The organism is Mycobacterium sp. C31M (assembly GCF_053345865.1).
The window spans coordinates 36,105-55,907 of sequence record NZ_JBKFAX010000026.1 but is presented as its reverse complement, the minus strand read 5'-3'; the positions used below and the strand labels follow the sequence as shown (position 1 = coordinate 55,907).

General features: G+C 68.0%; 18 protein-coding genes and 1 pseudogene. 7 read left to right on the top strand and 12 right to left on the bottom strand.

Annotation, left to right across the window (positions count from 1 at the left end; all coding sequences use genetic code 11):
- Nucleotides 1-143: 143 nt before the first annotated feature.
- A complete protein-coding gene (locus tag ACLBYA_RS29150; RefSeq protein WP_447712964.1) occupies nucleotides 144-770 on the top strand; it encodes a PaaI family thioesterase in 627 nt (208 codons plus the stop codon).
- Here the strand turns inward: ACLBYA_RS29150 and ACLBYA_RS29145 are convergent.
- From ACLBYA_RS29145 to glnA, 3 genes are all read right to left on the bottom strand, one after another.
- The gene (locus ACLBYA_RS29145; RefSeq protein ID WP_447712963.1) at nucleotides 767-1,183 is read right to left on the bottom strand and encodes a DoxX family protein; all 417 of its coding nucleotides are present in this window, start codon (nucleotides 1,181-1,183) and stop codon (nucleotides 767-769) included. The genes ACLBYA_RS29150 and ACLBYA_RS29145 overlap by 4 nt on opposite strands.
- 34 nt (nucleotides 1,184-1,217) lie before the next feature.
- On the bottom strand, nucleotides 1,218-1,643 hold the full coding sequence (locus tag ACLBYA_RS29140) for a DoxX family protein (RefSeq protein WP_447712962.1): 426 nt from the start codon (nucleotides 1,641-1,643) through the stop codon (nucleotides 1,218-1,220).
- Nucleotides 1,644-1,752: 109 nt separating this feature from the next.
- Nucleotides 1,753-3,189: a type I glutamate--ammonia ligase gene (gene glnA, locus ACLBYA_RS29135; RefSeq protein ID WP_447712961.1), complete on the bottom strand. Its 1,437-nt coding sequence runs from the start codon at nucleotides 3,187-3,189 to the stop codon at nucleotides 1,753-1,755.
- A 117-nt stretch (nucleotides 3,190-3,306) separates the two neighbouring features.
- Between glnA and ACLBYA_RS29130 the strand changes: the two genes are divergently transcribed.
- Nucleotides 3,307-3,774 (top strand): RDD family protein, encoded by a 468-nt coding sequence (locus ACLBYA_RS29130; RefSeq protein ID WP_447712960.1) that lies wholly within the window; start codon nucleotides 3,307-3,309, stop codon nucleotides 3,772-3,774.
- Nucleotides 3,775-3,777: 3 nt separating this feature from the next.
- Here the strand turns inward: ACLBYA_RS29130 and ACLBYA_RS29125 are convergent, their stop codons facing one another.
- From ACLBYA_RS29125 to sucB, 6 genes are read right to left on the bottom strand one after another with little or no spacing between them, the layout of a single operon-like run.
- Complete coding sequence (locus tag ACLBYA_RS29125; protein WP_447712959.1) at nucleotides 3,778-5,580, bottom strand: amidohydrolase; 1,803 nt, start codon at nucleotides 5,578-5,580, stop codon at nucleotides 3,778-3,780.
- Nucleotides 5,581-5,614: 34 nt separating this feature from the next.
- A complete protein-coding gene (locus tag ACLBYA_RS29120) occupies nucleotides 5,615-6,367 on the bottom strand; it encodes a DUF4191 domain-containing protein (RefSeq protein ID WP_447712958.1) in 753 nt (250 codons plus the stop codon).
- A gap of 9 nt (nucleotides 6,368-6,376) precedes the next feature.
- On the bottom strand, nucleotides 6,377-7,315 hold the full coding sequence (lipA, locus tag ACLBYA_RS29115) for a lipoyl synthase (RefSeq protein ID WP_447712957.1): 939 nt from the start codon (nucleotides 7,313-7,315) through the stop codon (nucleotides 6,377-6,379).
- Complete coding sequence (lipB, locus tag ACLBYA_RS29110; protein ID WP_447712956.1) at nucleotides 7,312-7,983, bottom strand: lipoyl(octanoyl) transferase LipB; 672 nt, start codon at nucleotides 7,981-7,983, stop codon at nucleotides 7,312-7,314. The genes lipA and lipB overlap by 4 nt, the downstream gene beginning before the upstream one ends.
- 10 nt (nucleotides 7,984-7,993) lie before the next feature.
- A complete protein-coding gene (locus tag ACLBYA_RS29105) occupies nucleotides 7,994-8,905 on the bottom strand; it encodes a TIGR01777 family oxidoreductase (protein ID WP_447712955.1) in 912 nt (303 codons plus the stop codon).
- Between the two features lie 3 nt (nucleotides 8,906-8,908).
- A complete protein-coding gene (gene sucB, locus ACLBYA_RS29100; protein ID WP_447712954.1) occupies nucleotides 8,909-10,648 on the bottom strand; it encodes a 2-oxoglutarate dehydrogenase, E2 component, dihydrolipoamide succinyltransferase in 1,740 nt (579 codons plus the stop codon).
- 144 nt (nucleotides 10,649-10,792) lie between these two features.
- Here sucB and ACLBYA_RS29095 point away from each other — a divergent pair, with 144 nt between their 5' ends.
- Nucleotides 10,793-11,149 (top strand): oxidoreductase, encoded by a 357-nt coding sequence (locus tag ACLBYA_RS29095; protein ID WP_447712953.1) that lies wholly within the window; start codon nucleotides 10,793-10,795, stop codon nucleotides 11,147-11,149.
- 2 nt (nucleotides 11,150-11,151) lie between these two features.
- Nucleotides 11,152-12,921, top strand: coding sequence for an SDR family oxidoreductase (locus ACLBYA_RS29090; RefSeq protein WP_447712952.1), 1,770 nt, complete (start codon nucleotides 11,152-11,154; stop codon nucleotides 12,919-12,921).
- Between the two features lie 23 nt (nucleotides 12,922-12,944).
- On the opposite strand, the gene ACLBYA_RS29085 is transcribed toward ACLBYA_RS29090, so the two are convergent.
- Entirely contained in the window at nucleotides 12,945-14,459 is a 1,515-nt protein-coding gene (locus ACLBYA_RS29085; protein WP_447712951.1) for a leucyl aminopeptidase, read from the bottom strand.
- Nucleotides 14,460-14,469: 10 nt separating this feature from the next.
- Nucleotides 14,470-15,580: pseudogene (locus tag ACLBYA_RS29080) on the bottom strand (adenylate/guanylate cyclase domain-containing protein).
- Nucleotides 15,581-15,593: 13 nt separating this feature from the next.
- On the opposite strand from ACLBYA_RS29080, the gene gcvT reads away from it, so the two are divergent.
- Both gcvT and ACLBYA_RS29070 read left to right on the top strand, forming a co-directional pair.
- The gene (gene gcvT / locus ACLBYA_RS29075) at nucleotides 15,594-16,721 is read left to right on the top strand and encodes a glycine cleavage system aminomethyltransferase GcvT (RefSeq protein WP_447712950.1); all 1,128 of its coding nucleotides are present in this window, start codon (nucleotides 15,594-15,596) and stop codon (nucleotides 16,719-16,721) included.
- A 53-nt stretch (nucleotides 16,722-16,774) separates the two neighbouring features.
- On the top strand, nucleotides 16,775-17,881 hold the full coding sequence (locus tag ACLBYA_RS29070; RefSeq protein ID WP_447712949.1) for a branched-chain amino acid aminotransferase: 1,107 nt from the start codon (nucleotides 16,775-16,777) through the stop codon (nucleotides 17,879-17,881).
- On the opposite strand, the gene ACLBYA_RS29065 is transcribed toward ACLBYA_RS29070, so the two are convergent.
- Nucleotides 17,878-18,462, bottom strand: coding sequence for a TetR/AcrR family transcriptional regulator (locus tag ACLBYA_RS29065; protein WP_447712948.1), 585 nt, complete (start codon nucleotides 18,460-18,462; stop codon nucleotides 17,878-17,880). The two genes, ACLBYA_RS29070 and ACLBYA_RS29065, sit on opposite strands and share 4 nt — an antisense overlap.
- Nucleotides 18,463-18,553: 91 nt before the next feature.
- Here ACLBYA_RS29065 and ACLBYA_RS29060 point away from each other — a divergent pair, with 91 nt between their 5' ends.
- Nucleotides 18,554-19,789 (top strand): FAD-dependent monooxygenase, encoded by a 1,236-nt coding sequence (locus ACLBYA_RS29060; protein WP_447712947.1) that lies wholly within the window; start codon nucleotides 18,554-18,556, stop codon nucleotides 19,787-19,789.
- The last annotated feature ends 14 nt before the right edge of the window (nucleotides 19,790-19,803 follow it).

Sequence of the window (19,803 nt, the reverse complement as noted above, 5' to 3'; positions counted from 1 at the left end):
ATCCCCCTCGTTACTGACGCAGCCGTCAACCGCTCAGGAGTTAATCACAAGCAGACCGTCCTGGCAGGCCCATGCCCCGAATCCGCGGCCCGGCGGGGCGGCTGATACAACCAGGAGAGAAGTAGTTCTGACCAGGAGGTGGCATGCAGCCCTTCACCGAGATCAGTGCCGACGAGCACGACCGGCAGCAGGCCCTGTACGGGCCGCTGGCGGCGGCGGTCCGCAAACTCGTCGACGCGAGCATCCGGACCGGGGCCGACGCTGACACCATCCGCGCGGCCCAGGCCGCGATCGAGGCGGTCACCGAGACGCTGGAGCAGCAGCGCTACGACGGCCCGCGGACCATGCGGCATGCCGATACCGGTAAGCCGGTCACCTGGGCGGATCCCGCGATCGGGCTGCGCAACGCGATCGCGCCACCGCTGGTCATCGAGCACACCGACAGCGGTCGGTGCTGGACCGAGTTCACCTTGGGCGCTCCCTACGAGGGTCCACCGGGGCGGGTGCACGGTGGTATCTGCGCGCTGGTGCTCGACCACATTCTGGGCGAGGTGGCCAGTGAGGGGCTGGTCAAGCCGCGCTTCACCGGCACGCTGACCCTGAAGTATCTGCGCGGCACCCCGCTCGGCTCGCTGCGCGCCGAGGCCTGGGTGGACCGCACCGAGGGCATCAAAGCCTTTGCGCGCGGCCAGATCCTGGATGCCGAGGGCGTGACGGTGGAGGCCGAGGGCATCTTCATCATGCCCGCCTGGGCGCGCCCGGCGGTTTAGCGTTTGCGTCGCAACACGCCATCCAGCGCGATCGACCCGCCGCCGACGAACACCAGCAGGAAGAACGCAAAGCAGTAGAGCACGGTGAGTTCGCCGCCGTTGTCGATGGGCCACAGCGCAGTCGGCTGATGCGCGGTGAAGTAGGCGTAGGCCATCTCGCCGGAGGCGACGAACGCCGCGATCCGGGTGAACAGACCGGTCAGGATGAGCAGGCCGAGGACCAGTTCGATGACGCCGGCGTACCAGTAGGGCCAGGTGCCGACCGGAACCGTCCCGCCTTCCATGGCGGTGGGGAATCCGAAGAGCTTCTGGGTGCCGTGCACGGTGAACAGCAGGCCGAAGACGATCCGGAATGCCGAGAGCACGACGGGCGCGAACTGCGAGAGCTTGGTGTCGATACCGGGTGAGGTCATGGATCAGATAATAGGACTGCGGTCCGCTTAGTATCTAGTCCGTTGTTGTGCGACTTCTCACCCGGTCCAGGGAATACGGACCGGCGCCGGTGAACACGAGAAGGAAGAACACGAAACAGAACAGGATCGGGTCCAGGCCGCCGTTGCCGCCGTACTCCACCGGCACGATCGGCCACAGCCCCAGCGGTTGGTGCTGCCAGAAGTAGGCGACCGCCATGGTGCCGGAGGCGAGGAATGCCGCGGGCCGGGTGAACAGGCCGACGAGGATGAGCAGGCCGGCCACCAATTCGATGAGGCCCGCGTACCAGACCGGCCAGGCGCCCAGGGGCTGCGCCATGGCGATCGGCCAGCCGAACACCTTCGAGGTGCCGAACAAGGTGAACAGGAAACCGAACACGATCCGGACGAGACTCAGCACCGCCGGGGCAAGCGCGTCGAGGCGAGCAGTCAGATTGATCATGGTTGGGGACCCTACCGAGGACACACGACAACGGCCCCCGGAAATCCGGGGGCCGTTGAAGGCTCGCGCTAGGACGTGAACGACTTACACGTCGCGTCGGCGGTGCCGACTAAACGTCGTAGTACAGGCTGAACTCGTACGGGTGAGGGCGGATCTGCACGGGCATGATCTCGTTCTCACGCTTGTAGGAGATCCAGGTCTCGATCAGATCCTCGGTGAACACCCCACCCTCGGTGAGGTACTCGTGATCCTCTTCGAGCTTGTCGATCACCGCGGCCAGCGACGTCGGGGCCTGCGGGATGTTGGCGGCCTCGTCCGGCGGCAGCTCGTAGAGGTCCTTGTCGACCGGGGCGAGCGGCTCGATCTTCTTCTTGATGCCGTCGATACCGGCCATCAGCATGGCCGCGAACGCCAGGTACGGGTTACCCGAGCTGTCCGGGCAACGGAACTCGAGGCGCTTGGCCTTCGGGTTGTTGCCGGTGATCGGGATACGGACACAGGCCGACCGGTTGCGCTGGCTGTACACCAGGTTGATCGGGGCCTCGTAACCCGGCACCAGACGCTTGTAGGAGTTCACCGTCGGGTTGGTGAACGCCAGCAGCGACGGGGCGTGGTGCAGGATGCCGCCGATGTAGTGGCGCGCCATGTCCGACAGACCGGCGTAACCGGACTCGTCGTGGAACAGCGGCTTGCCGTCCTTCCACAGCGACTGGTGCGCGTGCATACCCGAACCGTTGTCACCGAACAGCGGCTTGGGCATGAAGGTGACGGTCTTGCCGTTCTGCCACGCGGTGTTCTTGATGATGTACTTGAACAGCAGCACATCGTCGGCTGCGGCCAGCAGGGTGTCGAACTTGTAGTTGATCTCGGCCTGGCCTGCGGTGCCGACCTCGTGGTGGCCGCGCTCCAGGACGAACCCGGCGTTCTGCAGGTTGGTGGCCATCTCGTCGCGCAGGTCGACGTAGTGGTCGTACGGCGCGACCGGGAAGTAGCCACCCTTGGGGCGGACCTTGTAGCCGCGGTTGGGGGAGCCGTCGGCCTCGAAGGGCTCGCCGCTGTTCCACCAGCCGGACTCGGAATCCACCTCGTAGAAGGTGCCGTTCATCTTCGAGTCGAAGCTCACCGAATCGAAGATGTAGAACTCGGCCTCGGCACCGAAGTAGCAGGTGTCGGCGATACCGGTGCTGATGAGGTAGTTCTCCGCCTTGCGGGCCACGTTGCGCGGATCGCGCGAGTAGGCCTCGCGGGTGAACGGATCATGCACGAAGAAGCTGAGGTTCAGTGTCTTGGCGGCCCGGAACGGGTCGATGCGTGCCGTGTTGGGATCAGGCAGCAGCATCATGTCGGACTCGTGGATCGACTGGAAGCCGCGCACCGACGAGCCGTCGAAGGCGAGGCCGTCTTCGAAAACGCTCTCGTCGAAGGCCGCTGCCGGGATCGAGAAGTGCTGCACGACACCGGGCAGATCGCAGAAGCGAATGTCGACGTACTCGACCTTCTCGTCCTTGATCAGCTTGAAGATGTCATCGGAGGTCTTTTCTGCCACTGCAAATTCTCCTTTTCTGGTGACCCGCGCGTTGACGCTATGGAGGTCATGTTGCACTGTCGTCAACCGTATGTTGCGCCGACGTTACGCAATAGGGGTGACCCTATGCTTGAGGTCATGGCCCGTGAGATCTCGTCCTGGTTGTCCGGACCGGAACCCTCGAACTCAGGAGCCCCCAACGACGAATATCCGGGGCATCGCCTGGGGCTACCCGAGAATGGTCCAGGTTCGATCGCTAGGTTCGGCCGTCGCCTGGGCGCGATATTGGTCGACTGGCTCATCGCGGTCGGATTGGCCGCCCTCCTGGTAGCGATCGGCTTGGGGCCCATCAGGGATCTGCAGACAACTCAGTTTGTGATGTGGTTCGTGCTTGGGGTGGCAGCTGTGCGGCTTTTCGGGTTCACGCCCGGTCAGTTTGCACTCGGTTTGACGGTGGTGTCGGTCGACAATCGCGAGCATGTAGGACTGGGTCGTGCCATGATGCGCAATCTATTGATTGTCCTGGTGATCCCGGCGCTGTTCACCGACTCGGACCAGCGCAGCCTGCACGACCTGGCCACCAAGACCGCCGTCGTGCGGCGGTAAACGTCACGCCTGGTGCCGGATCTGGCCGTTCATCATCGTCATGGTGACCTTGGCCGCATGGATATCGTGCGGGTCGATCTCCAGGATGTTGTGGTCCAGCACGATCAGATCGGCGAGCTTGCCCTCCTCCAACGAACCGACCCGGTCGTCGAGGCGGATCTGATGGGCTGCGCCCAGGGTATTGGCGTGTACTGCCTGCTCGACGGTCAGGCGTTGATCAGCCGGCGCGAGCACCTCGGCCTCCGGATCGCCGATCAGCTGCCGCGTGACGCCGATCTGGATGGAGTCCAACGGCTTGTAGGTGGAGAAGTAGCCCGCCGCCGGCCAGTCGGTGCCCAGCGACACCCGGCCGCCGGACCGCAGCACATCCTGGATGCGGTAGAAGTTGTCCTTGCGTGGCGCCCCGTACCGCGCGGCCATGTTCACCACGGTGTCCGGGTCGGCGGAGAACCAGTTGGCAGAGAACTCGGCGACGGTGCCGCTGCGACCGAACCGGGCGCTGTCGTCGCCTTCGAGAAGGATCAGGTGGGCGACGGTGTTGCGCCGGTCGCGCGCCGGGTTGGTGGCGATCGCCTGTTCCAGGGCGTCCAGTGCCACCCGGGCGGTGCGCTCACCGCAGGCGTGCACGTGCACATCGATTCCGGCGGCGTCCAGGGTGCCGATCATCTGATGCCACTGATCCTCGGTGAACGGTGATCCGCCGATCGAATCCGGTTTGTCCGCATAGGGTTCCAGCAGCCAGGCGGTGTAACCGCCCTGGGTGCCGTCGCCGACGATCTTGACGAAGCCGACGTCCACCAGATCGGTGCCGACCTGCCGGCGGATCGCGGTGAACTGCTCGACGGCATCGTCGAAGGGCGGTGACTTGATGCTGTAGGACGCGACGACGCGGAACGGCAGCGCGCCCTTGTTCTCGACATCGCAGTACAGCCCGATGATGGCCGCCTGATCGCCACCCACCGGCGGCACGCCGGCGTCGAACACGGAGGTGATGCCCGCGGCCGATGCGCTGGGCAGCCACTCCTCCAGCATCTGCTGCATGCCCTCGGGCGAGATCGGGTCGATGGCGTTGACCAGGCTGAGCACCGCGTCCACCTCGAGCACGTAACCGGTGGGGTCACCGCCCGCGTCGCGTGCGTAGTAGCTGAAGCCGGGCACCGGGTCGGGGGAGTCGCGGCTGACCCCGGCCACCTCCAGTGCTTTGGAGTTGGCCCACATGCTGTGCGCGTCGATCGCGAAGAAGAAACCGGGCCGGTCCGGCAGCACCTGGTCGAGGTCGGCACGGGTGGGTCCTTCGGGGCCGAACATGTCCACCCGCCAACCGAATCCGCGTACCGGCCCGTCCGGGTGTTCCTTCGCGTAGGCGGCGATGGCGGCCAGGGCGTCCGCCTTGGTCGGCACCTGCAGGTCGACGCCATGGCTGAGGAACGCGCCGAGGAAGGGATGGATGTGGCCCTCGACGAAACCGGGCATCAGCAGTCGGCCGTCCAGATCGATCACCCGGGTGTCCGGACCGGCCAGCGCCAGCCCTCCGGCGTCGTCGCCGACATAGGAGATGGTGTCGCCGGTGACGGCGAGCGACTGAGCCCAGGGTGTGGGTCCGGCGACGGTGTAGATGCGCCCGTTGTGGAACACGAAACTCGGGGTGGGCCCGGCGGCCGGCGCCGGGGACGTTGCGTCGGCGCAGGCCGTCAACATCGTCCCGGCGGCCGCGACGGCGACCGTCAGGGTTGCGGCGCGCAACACGGTGCGCCGGGTCGACGTCAGTTTGGCGAAATGTGGTGCCCAGTCGCATGCGGTGCACATGCGAAGAATCTAGGGCAAAAATTTGCGTTTGCGACTATTTGCGGCGCACGGTGCGGCCGACACCGCGCATCTTGGCCTGGTTGGGCAGCGGCCCCTTCGGCATGGCGGCGGGGCCCATCTTGGAGCCCAGCGCCACCAGCTTGGACTCCAGCGAGTCCATCTGCTTGACGGTGATGTTGGCAGGCAGCTTGCCCAGATGGCGCTCCAGCTTGGCCAGCGGCACCTCGCCCTCGCCGTTGCCGACGACGAAGTCGTAGATCGGCACATCGCCGACCAGGCGGGCCGTCTTCTTCTTCTCCTGCGCCAGCAGCGGTTTGACCCGGGTGGCCGAACCCTCGCCGACCAGGATCACGCCGGGACGGCCGACGACACGGTGCACCGCGTCGAAGTGTCCGGTGGCCGCGACGCCGGGAGTGACCCGCCACTTACCGCGCAGATTGTCCAGCGCCCAGGCGGCCGCACCGGTCTGGCCCTCGGCCTTGCGGTACACCGACTTCTGCGCGCGCCGGCCGAAGATGATGAAGGCGACCAGCGCACCGAGGATGATGCCGAGCGGGATCAGCATGTACATGGTGAAACCGCCGGCCAGCACGCCGAGGGCGACCGAGGCCCCGACGATCAGCACGAACGCGCCGATCATGTACGGCAGCAGCCGCTTGTCCTCTTTGCGCTGAATCTGGAAGGCCTGCCACAGCTGACTGCGGCGCTGCTTGGACGCAGCCTTACGGGCGGCCTTTGCGGCGGCCTTGGCTTCCTTGTTCTGGGCGGGGGTACGCGATTTCGCCATTTGACAAGTTTACGATGCGCCGGTGGCTGCTCTGACCCGCGCAGCCTCGGCGTACAACTTGCCTGCCCGGTACGAGGAGCGGACCAGCGGTCCGGCCAGCACCCCGGGGAAGCCGATGCTGGTTGCGTAGTCGGAATGCTCGACGAATTCCTCGGGGCGGACCCAGCGCTCGACGGGGTGATGGCGCGGGGACGGGCGCAGGTACTGGGTGATGGTGACGATGTCGCAGCCCGCGGCGTGTAGATCGTCGAGTGCGGTGCGGACCTCCTCGGGGGTTTCGCCCATGCCGAGGATGAGGTTGCTCTTGGTCACCAGGCCGAAGTCGCGGGCGGCGGTGATGACGTCGAGGCTGCGTTGGTAGCGGAACGCGGGCCGGATGCGCTTGAAGATGCGCGGCACGGTCTCGACGTTGTGGGCGAACACCTCGGGCCGGGATTCGAAGACCTCGGCAAGTTGTTCGGGGATCGCGTTGAAGTCCGGGGCCAGCAGTTCGACGCCGGTGTTCGGGTTGAGTGCGTGGATCTGGCGGACGGTCTCGGCGTAGAGCCAGGCGCCGCCGTCGGGCAGATCGTCACGGGCCACCCCGGTGACCGTCGAGTACCGCAGGCCCATGGCCTGCACGCTCTCGGCGACCCGGCGGGGTTCGTCACGGTCGAGTTCGGCGGGCTTGCCGGTGTCGATCTGGCAGAAGTCGCAGCGGCGGGTGCACTGTTCGCCGCCGATGAGGAAGGTGGCCTCGCGGTCCTCCCAGCATTCATAGATGTTGGGGCAGCCGGCCTCTTCGCAGACGGTGTGCAGTCCCTCACGGCGGACCAGGGCCTTGAGTTCGGTGTACTCCGGGCCGGTGCGCAGCTTGGTCTTGATCCACGGCGGCTTGCGCTCGATGGGAGTCTCGGCGTTGCGCACCTCGAGGCGCAGTAGCTTACGGCCTTCCGGTACGACACTCACTGTGTAGATGCTACTCGCAGCCGCCCGTCGAGAGCGTCCGCGACGGCCTCGGCCACCGCGTCAGTGACATCTTTCACCCCGATATGGCGCCCGAGCTCCGCGGTCAGCGAGGTCACCCCGGCGTCGGCGATACCGCACGGGATGATGCCGCCGAACGCGCCGAGGTCGCAGTCGCAGTTGAGCGCGAACCCGTGCAGGGTCACCCCGCGCGCCACCCGGATACCGATCGCCCCGACCTTGCGGGCCGGACCTTTCTCGTCAGCGGGCACCCATACCCCGGAGCGTCCCCCGACGCGGCCGGTCTGCAGACCCAGCCCGGCGCACACCGTGATGAGGGCTTCCTCAAGGCGCCGAACAAAATTCACCACATCCAGCGGTTCGGTCAGCCCGACGATCGGATAGCCGACCAGTTGGCCGGGACCGTGCCAGGTGATCTTGCCGCCGCGATCGGTGTCCACGACGGGGATGCCGTCCACCGGGCGTTCGTGATCCTCGGTGCGCTTGCCAGCGGTGTACACCGGCGGATGCTCCAGCAGCAGCAGGGTGTCCGGGCCGCCCGCGACCCGCCCGTCGGCGATCTCGCGTTGCAGTTGCCACGCCTGCCGGTAGTCCAGGCTGCCCAGCTCGCGTACCTGCAGGGGTTCGTCCGAGGTGCGGATGGAAGTCACGTACTCGACGCTACGCCGGTGGGGCGCCGGTGGTGACATACGTCAGAGCCTCCCCGACGGTGTTGTGCAGGAACACGAAACCGGCCTGCTCCAGTGCGGCCGGGATGGCGCGCTGCCCACCGAGCAGCCCCTCGTCGGCGAACTCACCCAACGCGGCGCGCACGGCGAAGCCGGGCAGCACCATCGGCGTCGGCCGGTGCAGCACGCGGCCCAGCGCGGTGGTGAACTCGGCGTTGGTGACCGGTGCCGGGCCGGTCAGATTCACCGGACCCGCCGGTGCGGGATCGGTGAGCAGGAACCGGATCGCGCGGATCTGATCCTCCAGGCTGATCCACGGAAAGTACTGGCGCCCGTTGCCCAGTCGGGCGCCCAGGCCCAACCCGAAGATGGGCTTCAGCCGGCTCAGCATGCCGCCGGCGGGGGAGAGCACCAGGCCGGTGCGCAACAGCACCACCCGGGCCCCGGCGTCGGACGCGACGACCGTCGCGGACTCCCAGTCGGCGCACAGCTGAGCCAGGAAACCCGCACCGCGCGGGGCGGTCTCGTCGACCACGCGGTCGCGGGTGTCACCGTAGAAGCCGACCGCGCTGGCATTGATCAACAGCGGTATGCCCACCTCGGCGACGGCGGCCGAGAGCACTTCGGTCGGCCCGATGCGGCTGTCGCGCAGGCTCTGCTTGAACGCACCGGACCACCGTTTGGACCCGACCCCGACACCACACAGGTTCACCACTGCGTCGACGTGAGCGAGCGCATCGGTGTCGAGCTGACCGGTGTCCGGATTCCAGAACACCTCGTCGGTGCTCGCCGGCGCGCGCCGGACCAGTCGCAGCACACGATGGTCGGCGGCGCGCAGCGTGGTCGTCAGGGCCGATCCGATCAGCCCTGACGACCCGGCGATGGCGATGACCGTGCCGGTCATCGGCTACAGCCCCAGATCGGCCTCGAACGCGCCCTCTTCAAGCCGCCGCTTGATCGTGGTCAGGAAGCGGCCTGCGTCGGCACCGTCGATGAGGCGGTGATCGTAGGTGAGCGGCAGGTAGGCCACCGAGCGCACACCGATCGACTCGTTGCCGTACTCGTCGGCGATCACGCGGGGACGCTTGACGATCGCCCCGGTGCCCAGCATCGCCGCCTGCGGCGGGACCAGGATCGGGGTGTCGAACAGCGCGCCCTGGCTGCCGATGTTGGTGATGGTGAAGGTGCCACCGGACAGCTCGTCGGGCTTGAGGTTCCCGGAGCGGGCGCGGGCCGCGATATCGGCGATGGCGCGGGCCAGGCCGCCGAGGGACAGATCGCCGGCGTTGTGCACGACCGGCGACAGCAGGCCCTGTTCGGTGTCCACCGCGAAGCCGAGGTGCTCGGCGTCGTAGTAGGTGATCTCCTTGCTGTCCTCGTTGTAGCTGGCGTTGACGTTCGGGTGCGCCTTGAGCGCGTCGACGACGGCGACGGCGAAGAACGGCAGGAACGTCAGGTTGACGCCCTCCCGCTCGGCGAAGCTCTTCTTGGCCTTCGCCCGCAGCGCGACGATCTTGGTCAGGTCTACCTCGTGCACCTGGGTCAGCTGCGCGGTGGTCTGCAGGGACTCGCGGGTCTTCTTCGCGGTGATCTGCCTGATCCGGTTGGCCTTCTGGGTGCTGCCACGCAGGTGTGCCAGCGCTGGTGCCGGGGCGGCCTTGGCGGCCGGTGCCGCGGCCGGAGCAGCAGCGGGGGCAGCCGGGGCGGGCGCCTTGGCGGCTTCCGCGGCGGCCAGCACATCCTGTTTGCGGATGCGGCCACCGACGCCGGTGCCCTTCACCGAGGCGAGGTCGACACCGTTCTCCGAGGCGAGCTTGCGCACCAACGGGGTGACGTACGGGTTGGCGTCGGACTCGCTGCCGGCAGCGGCCGGGGCGGGTGCGGCCTTGGGCGCGGGGGCCGGCTCGGGCTTGGGTTCGGGCTTGGGTTCGGGCTTGGGTTCGGGCTTGGTCTCGGCCTTGGGTTCCGGCTTCGGCTCGGGCTTCGGCTCCTCCTTGGGAGCGGGCTCGGGCTCGGCGGCAGGTGCGGCGCCGGCCTCGCCGATCTTGGCCAGCTCGCCACCGACGGCGACGACATCGTCCTCTTCGGCGCTGATCGACAGCAGGGTGCCGGCCACCGGTGACGGGATCTCGGTGTCGACCTTGTCGGTGGATACCTCGACGAGCGGCTCGTCGACGGCGACCTCGTCGCCGACCTTCTTGAGCCAGCGGGTGACGGTGCCCTCGGTCACGGACTCACCCAGCTCCGGCATCTTCACCGAGGTGGACTCGCCGCCACCGCCCGACGACGAAGCCGGCTTCGAGGGCTCGGGCTCCGGTTCGGGCTCGGGCGTGGCCTCCTCGGCGGCGGGCTCAGGCTCCGGTTCGGCCTCCTCGGCGGGTGCGGAATCGCCCGACGGTGCGGACTCGCCTTCCTCGCCGATCAGCGCGAGATCGCCACCGACCTCGACGACGTCATCCTCGGCCGCGATGATCTTGGTGAGCACACCGGCGGCGGGTGACGGGATCTCGGTGTCGACCTTGTCGGTGCTGACCTCAAGCAGGGGTTCGTCGACGGCGACGGTGTCGCCCTCCTGCTTCAGCCATCGGGTGACGGTCCCCTCTGTGACGCTCTCACCGAGTGCGGGCATCTGGACTGAGATTGCCATGGGTTTTGACTCCTCGAAAGTCATCGTCACGTGTCGAATGGGGTGCCCTTCTATCCTGTCATGTCCGTCGCGCGCGGTCGTCACGGACTGCCCGCCGGTTGCTCTGGCACCATCGAAGCAGGCGTGCGAGAGGAGTAACCCCAGTTGGGACTGTTCGACAGATGGCGCCGCGGGCGCGGCGGCGCGCGCACTCAGACCCGTAAACAGGCTTCGTCCGATCTCGACTACCTGCGCCAGTGGGTCGCCACCCACACCGGTGTCGAGGCGTTCGTGGAACCACAGACCACCGTCACCGAGGTCACCGTCGTGCTGGTCGCCGTCGACGGTGAGTGGACACGGCGGCGTACCGGCGGGGACGCCGGGGCGCGGCGGCTGAGCAAGCAACTCGACATCCCGGTGTACGACGTGCAGAAGGTCGGCTACCCGCAGCGCATGCGCGACTACGATGCGCGACGCCGGATCGAACGGGACCGGGAACGCCGTCGCGAACTAGAGGGGTAGCCATGCCAGCAGTCACCGAACGGTTCGTCACCAGCGGTGACGGCACCCGGATCGCGGTCTACGAGAGCGGAAACCCGGACGGGCCGACCGTGCTGCTGGTGCACGGCTGGCCGGACTCGCATGTGCTGTGGGACGCGGTGACCCCGCTGCTGGAACAACGCTTCCGGGTGATCCGCCACGACAACCGCGGGGTCGGCAGATCCGATGTGCCCAAGGATTTCACGGCCTACACGATGGCCCGGTTCGCCGACGATGTCGCCGCCGTCGCCGCGGCGGTCAGCCCGGACGCACCGGTGCACGTGCTGGCGCACGACTGGGGCTCGGTCGGGGTGTGGGAGTACCTGGGCCGGCCGGAGGCGACGAAAGTTGTCGCCTCGTTCACCTCGGTATCCGGACCCAGCACCGCGCATCTGAACCGCTACATCAAGGACGGCCTGCGCACGCCGTACCGGCCGCGCCGGTTCGCCCGCGGGCTCGCGCAACTGGGCCGGCTCTCCTACATGGGCGTGTTCTCGACACCGGTGCTGGCGCCCGCGGTCATCCGGCGGGCCTTCGCCCGTGGTGCGATGCGGCGCCGACTGCTGCGCGACGGTATCGCGCCCGAGTCGATCCACCACTCCGCGGCGTTCGCCGCCGACGCGGCCCACAGCATGAAGGTGTACCGCGCCAACTACTTTCGCGGGCTCGGGCAGCCGCGCGGTGACCACCATGTCGCGGTGCCGGTTCAGCTGATCGTGAACACCCGCGACCCGTTCGTCCGGCCGTACGCGTACGACGAGATCACGAACTGGGTGCCGCAGCTGTGGCGGCGTGACCTCAACGCCGGGCACTGGGCACCGATGTCGCACCCGGCGCAACTGGCCGCGGCCGTCGATCAGCTCGTCGACCACCTCGACGGCGCGCCGCCAAACCGCGAACTGTCCCGTGCCCGCGTCGGTGTGCCCCGCGGACCGTTCGGCGATCAGCTGGTGTCGGTCACCGGGGCCGGTAGCGGGATCGGGCGCGCGACCGCGCACGAGTTCGCGGCGCTGGGCGCCGAGATCGTGGTCAGCGATATCAGCGAGTCCGCGGCGGCGGCCACTGTTGCGCAGATCGTCGCCGCCGGCGGCACCGCCCACGCCTACGGGCTCGATGTCGCCGATGCCGAGGCCGTCAACCGGTTCGCCGAACAGATCTGCGCCCGCCATGGCGTGCCCGACATCCTGGTCAACAACGCCGGCATCGGGCACGGCGGCACATTCCTGGACACCCCGGCCGAACACTATGACCGCGTGATGGACGTCAACTTCGGCGGTGTCGTCAACTGCTGCCGGGCGTTCGCCCCGGCGATGGTGGCACGCGGGGCCGGCGGTCACGTCGTCAACGTCGCCTCGATGGCGGCCTACTCACCGACCCAGGCGATGAACGCCTACGCGACCAGCAAGGCGGCGGTGTTCATGTTCTCCGACTGCCTGCGCGCCGAACTCGACCCGGCCGGCATCGGACTGACCACGGTGTGTCCCGGCGTCATCGACACCAACATCGTCAACACCACCCGGTTCGACATGCCCGGCGCCAGCGAGGCGACGGTGGAGTCGATGCGCGCGCAGATCGTCAAGGGATTCAAGGCGCGCCGCTACGGACCGGAGAAGGTGGCGAAGGCGATCGTGTCGGCGGTGCGCAAGAAGAAGCCGATCCGGCCGGTCACCCCGGAGGCGTATCTGGTCTACGGCGTGGCCCACGCGCTGCCGCCGGTGATGCGCAGTACGGCGCGGGCCACGCTGCGTAGCTGACCGCCGCCGGCGGAGCCGGCCATTCAGCCCCGGTCCGCGATGTCCTCCAGGACCGCGAACATGGTCCGGGTCGGCACACCGGTGCCGCCCTTGGGGGTGTAACCCCACGGGCCGCCGGTGTTGTAGGCCGGTGCGGCGATGTCGATATGGGCCCACTCGACCCCGTCGGCGACGAACTCGCGCAGGTACACCCCGGCCACCAGCATCCCGGCGTAGCGCGACGCGCTGACATTGGCCAGATCGGCGACCGAGGATTTCAGGTCGTCCTTGAGCTCCTCGGGCAGCGGCATGGCCCAGCCGTTCTCGCCGACCGACTGGGACAGCTCGGCGACCCGGTCGCGGAAATCCTCACTGCCCATCACGCCCGGGGTGCGTGCACCGAGGGCCACCGTCTGGGCACCGGTCAGCGTGGAGGTCTCGATCAGGTAGTCCGGGTCGTCCTCGCAGGCCCGCACGATCGCATCGGCCAGCACCAGGCGACCCTCGGCATCGGTGTTGAGCACCTCGACGGTGATCCCGCCGTACTGGGTCAGCACGTCACCGGGGCGCTGCGCGGTGGCCGACGGCATGTTCTCGGCCATCGGCACATAGGCGATCACGTCGATGGGCAGCTTCTGCTTGGCGGCCAGCACCACGGTGGCGATGACGGCGGCCGCACCTCCCATGTCCGAGGTCATGTGGTGCATGTTGGCGGCCGGCTTGATGGAGATGCCGCCGGTGTCGAAGGTGATGCCCTTGCCGACCAGCGCCACCTTCTTGCCCTTGCGGCCCGCGCCCTTGTGGGCCAGCCGCACCAGGCGCGGCAGCCGGGAAGAGCCCTTGCCGACGCCGACGATGCCGCCGTAACCGCCCTTGACCAACGCCTTGTCGTCGAGAACCTCGACCGACAGGCCGACGCCCTCACCCAAAGCCGTTGCCTGCTTGGCGAATTCAGCGGGGTACAGGTGGCTCGGCGGGGTGTTCACGAAATCGCGGGCGGTCGCCACGGCGGTGGCCACATCGACGGCCTTCTGCGCGCGGGCCTTGGTGGCCGCCTTCGCGTCGGCTGCCAGCGCGACGATCTTGCCGAGGCCCTTGTCCTTGGGTGCGGTCTTGTCGCTGCGGAACGCGGTGAACCGGTAGGCACCGAGGATCAGGCCCTCGACGGCTGCCTCGATGTCCAGCACCGTCAACGTCGTGACGACGGTACCGATCTTGTCCAGCGACCGGGCCGCGGCACCGGCCGCCCGTCGGATGGTGTCGGCGGGCCACTCCTCGCGGTCGTCACCCAGGCCGACGGTCAGCACACTGGCCACCGGCAGCTCCGGCACCACCAGTCGGTGCAGCTGGCCTTCAGCGCCCGTTCCGCCGAGCGCCTTGAGATCGGCCTCCAGGGTCGCCGCCGTCGCCTCGTCCAGTACGGATTCGGCGCCGATCAGGGTCGGGCCGGCATCGCCGGCGACGACACCGAGCACCAGTACGGCCTCGGAGATGCCCCTGCCGGGCAGGGACGAGCTGACGGTGACGGTGGGGGCCTGGTAGCCGGGTGCGCTGCTCACCCGTTCAACCCTAAAGCGTGAGCAGCGGGTACGCGGTGACCGGCTCCGCGAAACCTTTCAGCGTCAGTGCCGTCATGGGCCCGGTCGCCATCCCGGGCAACGCTTCGTGGACCACCGCCGATGCCAGGATCTGGCCCGGTCCGGCGGCGGCCACCAAGCGGGCCGCGCGGTTCACCGGGGAGCCGAAGTAGTCCCCGGCGATGGACAGCACCGTCCCGTAATCCAGCCCGGCGCGGATCGGCAGCCCGGCCTCGGCGGCCTTCGGATGACCGACCAGATCGCACGCCACCTGTGCCAGCTGGTGTGGGGTGGACGCCACCCACATCACCTCGTCGCCGATGAACTTCACCAACCGGCCACCGGCCGCGTGGATGACATCGGCTGCGGCGCCACTGAATTCGCTGAGCAGCGCGGCCAGCTCGAGGGCGTCCAGGGTTTGGGTCAGGGCGGTGAAACCGGACAGATCGGCGAAACCGATGCCGCAGACGACCGTCGAGGAATCCTCGCGGGCCACCTGCTCCAGATAGCGGCGGGTGTGCTGCAGATGGTGCCGGTGTACCGCGTCGAGCAGAGCACCCAGACGGGGCACCAGCCGTGCCGCGTCGCGGTAGGTCCGGGCAGTCACCAGTTCGTCATGGGACTGCTCGATCTGGATGCCCGGATTGGCATGCCGGATCATCGAGGCCACCGCCTCCGACAGTCGCGCCATCGACGACCCGACCACCCGCAGCAACCCGGTGGCCGCCTCGTCGCCGACGGTCAGCCGCATATCGGCCCACAGCGCCAACCCGTCCACATCGGGATGGCTGAGCACGATGTCCTCGGGTCCGGCGACGGTGAGCCCCAGCGCGGCCCAGGCGTGTTCGACATCGGCCACCGGCAGGCCGAGTGTGGCGGCCGGTGCGCAGGCTGTGCACCGGTGGCCCCGACAACTGCAGCGCGTCACCGGCCAGACCGAACAGCCGGCCACGGCGTTCGGCGTCGATCATCTCCTCGGCGGTGAAGCCGAGCCCGGCCAGATACTCGATCAGCGGGGCACGGTCGCGCGCATCGGTGATCCCGCCCGCGGTCAGCGCGTCGAAATCCACCACCGGACAAGTGTGCCGTGACAGCCGCGCCATTAGGGTGAGTTTCGTGAGTGACTCCTTGCTGCACGGACCGTTGGAAGAACAGCACCGCGCGCTGGGCGCGAGCTTCGCCGAATTCGGCGGCTGGTTGATGCCGGTGTCATATGCGGGCACCGTCGCCGAACACAACGCCACCCGCGAGACCGTCGGCCTGTTCGACGTCAGCCACCTCGGCAAGGCGCTCGTCAAGGGTCCCGGTGCGGCCGCCTACGTCAACACCGCACTCACCAACGACCTGATGCGGATCGGTCCGGGCAAGGCGCAATACACGTTGTGCTGCACCGAAACCGGGGGAGTGATCGACGATCTGATCGCCTACTACGTGGCCGACGACGAGATCTTCCTGGTGCCCAACGCGGCCAATACCGCCGCAGTGGTCGCCGAGCTGAACAAGCACGCCCCGGACGGACTGACCATCACCGACGAGCACCGGTCCTACGCGGTGCTGGCGGTGCAGGGGCCCCGCTCGGCCGACATCGTCGCCGGTCTGGGGTTGCCCACCGAGATGGACTACATGGGTTATGCCGACGCCGAATACTCCGGCGTGCCGGTGCGGGTGTGCCGCACCGGTTACACCGGTGAGCACGGATTCGAGCTGCTGCCCGAGTGGGACCGCGCCGGTGTCGTCTTCGACGCACTGGTGGCCGCGGTGCGCGCGGCCGGTGGGGAACCGGCCGGACTCGGCGCGCGGGACACCCTACGCACCGAGATGGGCTACCCGCTGCACGGGCACGAGTTGTCGCTGGACATCTCCCCGGTGCAGGCCCGCACCGGCTGGGCTGTGGGCTGGAAGAAGGACACGTTCTGGGGACGCGACGCGCTGCTTTCCGAGAAGCAGGCCGGGCCGGCCCGCACGCTTAGGGGGCTCAAGGCCCTGGGGCGCGGGGTGCTGCGCGCGGACCTCACTGTTCTCGACACCCGGGCGGGCGCAGCGACGGGAAATGAACCTGCGGCGCCGGTGGGTGTCACCACCTCCGGAACGTTCTCGCCGTCGCTGAAGGTGGGCATCGCGCTGGCGCTGATCGACACCGCGGCGGGCATCGAGGACGGCCAGACCGTGACCGTCGACGTGCGCGGCCGGGCGCTGGAATGCGAGGTCGTCAAGCCGCCGTTCGTGACAGTGCGGACCCGATAGCGCCCGCTCCGCGTGCGGCAAAAGCGCTAGCCAACGGGTTATACAATCGATCCATGACTGACGGTCCCCTCGAATTCACGCTTGCCCGCAACACCGCACCGGCAAGCGACGAGGTAAGGGACGGCATCCTGGCCGACCCGGGATTCGGCCGTTTCCACACCGACCACATGGTGTCGCTGACCTACACGCGTGCCGACGGTTGGCACGACGCGCAGGTGCTGCCGTACGGCCCCATCGAGCTGGACCCGTCGGCGGTGGTTCTGCACTACGGGCAGGAGATCTTCGAGGGACTGAAGGCCTACCGCTGGGCCGATGGCTCCATCGTGTCCTTCCGGCCCGAGGCCAACGCGGCACGCCTGCAGTCCTCCGCGCACCGGCTCGCCATCCCGGAGCTGCCCACCGAGGTGTTCCTGGAGTCGCTGCGCCAGCTGATCGCGGTCGACGAGAAGTGGGTGCCGGCCGCCGGCGGCGAGGCGTCGCTCTATCTGCGGCCGTTTGTGATCGCCACCGAGCCGGGTCTGGGTGTGCGGCCTGCCGACGAATACCGCTACCTGGTGATCGGTTCACCGGCCGGTGCCTACTTCAAGGGCGGCATCAAGCCGGTCAGCGTGTGGCTGTCGCACGAATACGTGCGGGCTTCCCCGGGCGGCACCGGTGCGGCCAAGTTCGGCGGTAACTACGCCGCCTCACTGCTGGCCCAGGCCCAGGCCGCCGAGCAGGGCTGCGATCAGGTGGTCTGGCTGGACGCGATCGAACGCCGCTACGTCGAAGAGATGGGTGGCATGAACCTGTTCTTCGTGTTCGGCAGCGGTGGCTCGGCGCGGCTGGTCACCCCTGAACTGTCCGGTTCGCTGCTGCCCGGTATCACCCGGGATTCGTTGCTGCAGTTGGCAACCGACGCGGGCTTCGCCATCGAGGAACGCAAGATCGACGTCGACGAGTGGCAGAAGAAGGCGCTCGCGGGGGAGATCACCGAGGTGTTCGCCTGCGGCACCGCGGCCGTCATCACGCCGGTGTCCCACGTCAAGCATCACGACGGTGAGTTCACCATCGCCGACGGTCAGCCCGGCGAGATCACCATGGCGCTGCGCGACACCCTGACCGGGATCCAGCGCGGCACTTTCGCCGACACGCACGGCTGGATGGCCAAGCTCAACTAGATACCCGGTTGCACGACCGGAAGGTAGATCGTATCGACGATCTCGATCAGGTCGGCGTCGGGCAGCGGCCGCAGGTTCATCAGCAACTCGGCGCGTAGTAGATCGAACGGCAGCGTCCGCATGCGCGCGGTGAGGCGTTCGGCGTCGACCTCGCCGCGCGCGGCGGCGCGTTCGTAGATCGTCGCGAGTATCGCGACAGCAGGCAGTGCGGGACTCAAGTGGTCGCGTAGATCGGCGGGACTGGTGCCGGTCTCCTGGAAGTAGCCGCCGAGGTGGACGCTGATGGTGGCGACGAGTTCGAGGCCGGCGTCATTGGCCTGACGCATGAGGGTCAGCACGTCGTCGCGCAGATTGCCCGTGTCGGGGCAGTGCACCTTCTGCAGTTGTGCGGCGTGACCGATGGAGGCCCGAAGTAGATCGTGCTTGTCCGACCAGCGGCGGTAAAGCACCGGGGTGCTGGTGCCCGCCCGGGTCGCGACGCCCTCCAGGGTGAACTTCGCGTAGCCCCGCTCGGTCAGTTCCGCGTACGCGGCGTCCAAGAGCTCCTGTTCCAGCGCCGATCCGCGACGTCGCTCCGTCATGCGACCTCCTATTAGATGTGCTTGCGCATCTTAATGCATCGACGTAGCCTCGCTTTAAGAAGTGAAAACACATCTTATTTGGGGAGTTGATATGAGCGGTCCGGGCGGACAACCTGGTCGGGCACTGGTGGTGGGAATGGGAATTGCCGGGCTGGCCACGGCGATCCGGCTCCATCGATCGGGGTGGCAGCCGGTGATGGTCGAGCGTGCGGCGGGCCGCCGCACCGGCGGCTATTTCATCGCCACCATGGGCACGGGTCAGGCCGCCGCAACCCGCCTCGGCATACGCGATGTCCTGCCGGATCGGACGCCACCGCCGGGAAGCGCGATGTACGACATCGACCGGTCGGGTCGGCGTCGCCCGACAAGGGGCATATTCGATCTACCGATTTCGCCCAAGCCGATGCTGATGCTGCGCGGCGATGTCGAGTGCGCACTGTTCGAGGCGCTGCCCGCCGATGTTGAGCTGCGGTTCTCAACGATCCCGGTCGCCATCGTCCAGGATTTGGACGGGGTGGATGTCACGCTGCAGGACCTGGCAGCAGGTTCGGAATCCACGGAACGGTTCGATCTGGTGGTCGGCGCCGACGGGCTGCGCTCCACGGTGCGGTCACTGGTCTTCGGTCCGCACGACCGGATCCTGCGCCGGCTCGACCATGTGATCGCGGCGTGTGAATTGGCCGAACCACCCGCGGGTCTCGGCGCGGGCGAGGGTGCGATGCTGTTCGAGCCGGGCCGGTCCCTGATCGTCTACCCGTTCGCCGACCACCTGCCGACCGCGCTGTTCTCATACCGCAGCGACGATATCGACGCCGAGTTCGCGGAGCCGCCCGTCGAGCGACTGCGCAAGGTCTACGGACCCGTGCCCCACGGCTCGATGCTCGCCGAGGTCATCGAGGCTTTCGGTGCGGCACAAACGGTGACGTTCGCCTCGGTCGAGCAGCCCTGTCTCGACAGCTGGCACCGTGGCCGGGTCGTGCTGGTGGGCGATTCGGCATGGTGTCCGACGCTGTACTCGGGCATGGGTTCGTCGACGGCGATGGCAGGCGCCGACCTGCTGGGAACAGTGCTCGATGAGCGGCCGGACAACCTCGAGATCGCACTGGCCGAGTGGGAACGCCGACTGCGTCCCTATACCGAGAAATACCAAAAGGCCGGGGCCAAGGCGGCTTTCGGTTTCACCCCGCCCACCCGATTCCGGATCGCGATGCGCCGACTCATGGTGGCGGCGCGCGGGTGGCGGCTCACCGCACCGTTGCTGAATGCGGCGCTGCACCGCGCGCCGTCCTTCGCTGTCCGCAACGTCGACATCGCCGCGGCGATGTAGGCAACGCAAACGGG

Excerpts from the sequence above, each read along its gene's own strand:
- ACLBYA_RS29150 (WP_447712964.1), top strand. The coding sequence starts at position 144 with ATGCAGCCCTTCACCGAGATCAGTGCCGACGAGCACGACCGGCAGCAG.
- ACLBYA_RS29090 (WP_447712952.1), top strand. The coding sequence starts at position 11,152 with ATGCCAGCAGTCACCGAACGGTTCGTCACCAGCGGTGACGGCACCCGG.
- ACLBYA_RS29140 (WP_447712962.1), bottom strand. The coding sequence starts at position 1,643 with ATGATCAATCTGACTGCTCGCCTCGACGCGCTTGCCCCGGCGGTGCTG.
- ACLBYA_RS29145 (WP_447712963.1), bottom strand. The coding sequence starts at position 1,183 with ATGACCTCACCCGGTATCGACACCAAGCTCTCGCAGTTCGCGCCCGTC.
- ACLBYA_RS29130 (WP_447712960.1), top strand. The coding sequence starts at position 3,307 with ATGGCCCGTGAGATCTCGTCCTGGTTGTCCGGACCGGAACCCTCGAAC.
- ACLBYA_RS29070 (WP_447712949.1), top strand. The coding sequence starts at position 16,775 with ATGACTGACGGTCCCCTCGAATTCACGCTTGCCCGCAACACCGCACCG.
- ACLBYA_RS29060 (WP_447712947.1), top strand. The coding sequence starts at position 18,554 with ATGAGCGGTCCGGGCGGACAACCTGGTCGGGCACTGGTGGTGGGAATG.
- ACLBYA_RS29120 (WP_447712958.1), bottom strand. The coding sequence starts at position 6,367 with ATGGCGAAATCGCGTACCCCCGCCCAGAACAAGGAAGCCAAGGCCGCC.
- sucB (WP_447712954.1), bottom strand. The coding sequence starts at position 10,648 with ATGGCAATCTCAGTCCAGATGCCCGCACTCGGTGAGAGCGTCACAGAG.
- ACLBYA_RS29105 (WP_447712955.1), bottom strand. The coding sequence starts at position 8,905 with ATGACCGGCACGGTCATCGCCATCGCCGGGTCGTCAGGGCTGATCGGA.
- ACLBYA_RS29065 (WP_447712948.1), bottom strand. The coding sequence starts at position 18,462 with ATGACGGAGCGACGTCGCGGATCGGCGCTGGAACAGGAGCTCTTGGAC.
- ACLBYA_RS29125 (WP_447712959.1), bottom strand. The coding sequence starts at position 5,580 with ATGTGCACCGCATGCGACTGGGCACCACATTTCGCCAAACTGACGTCG.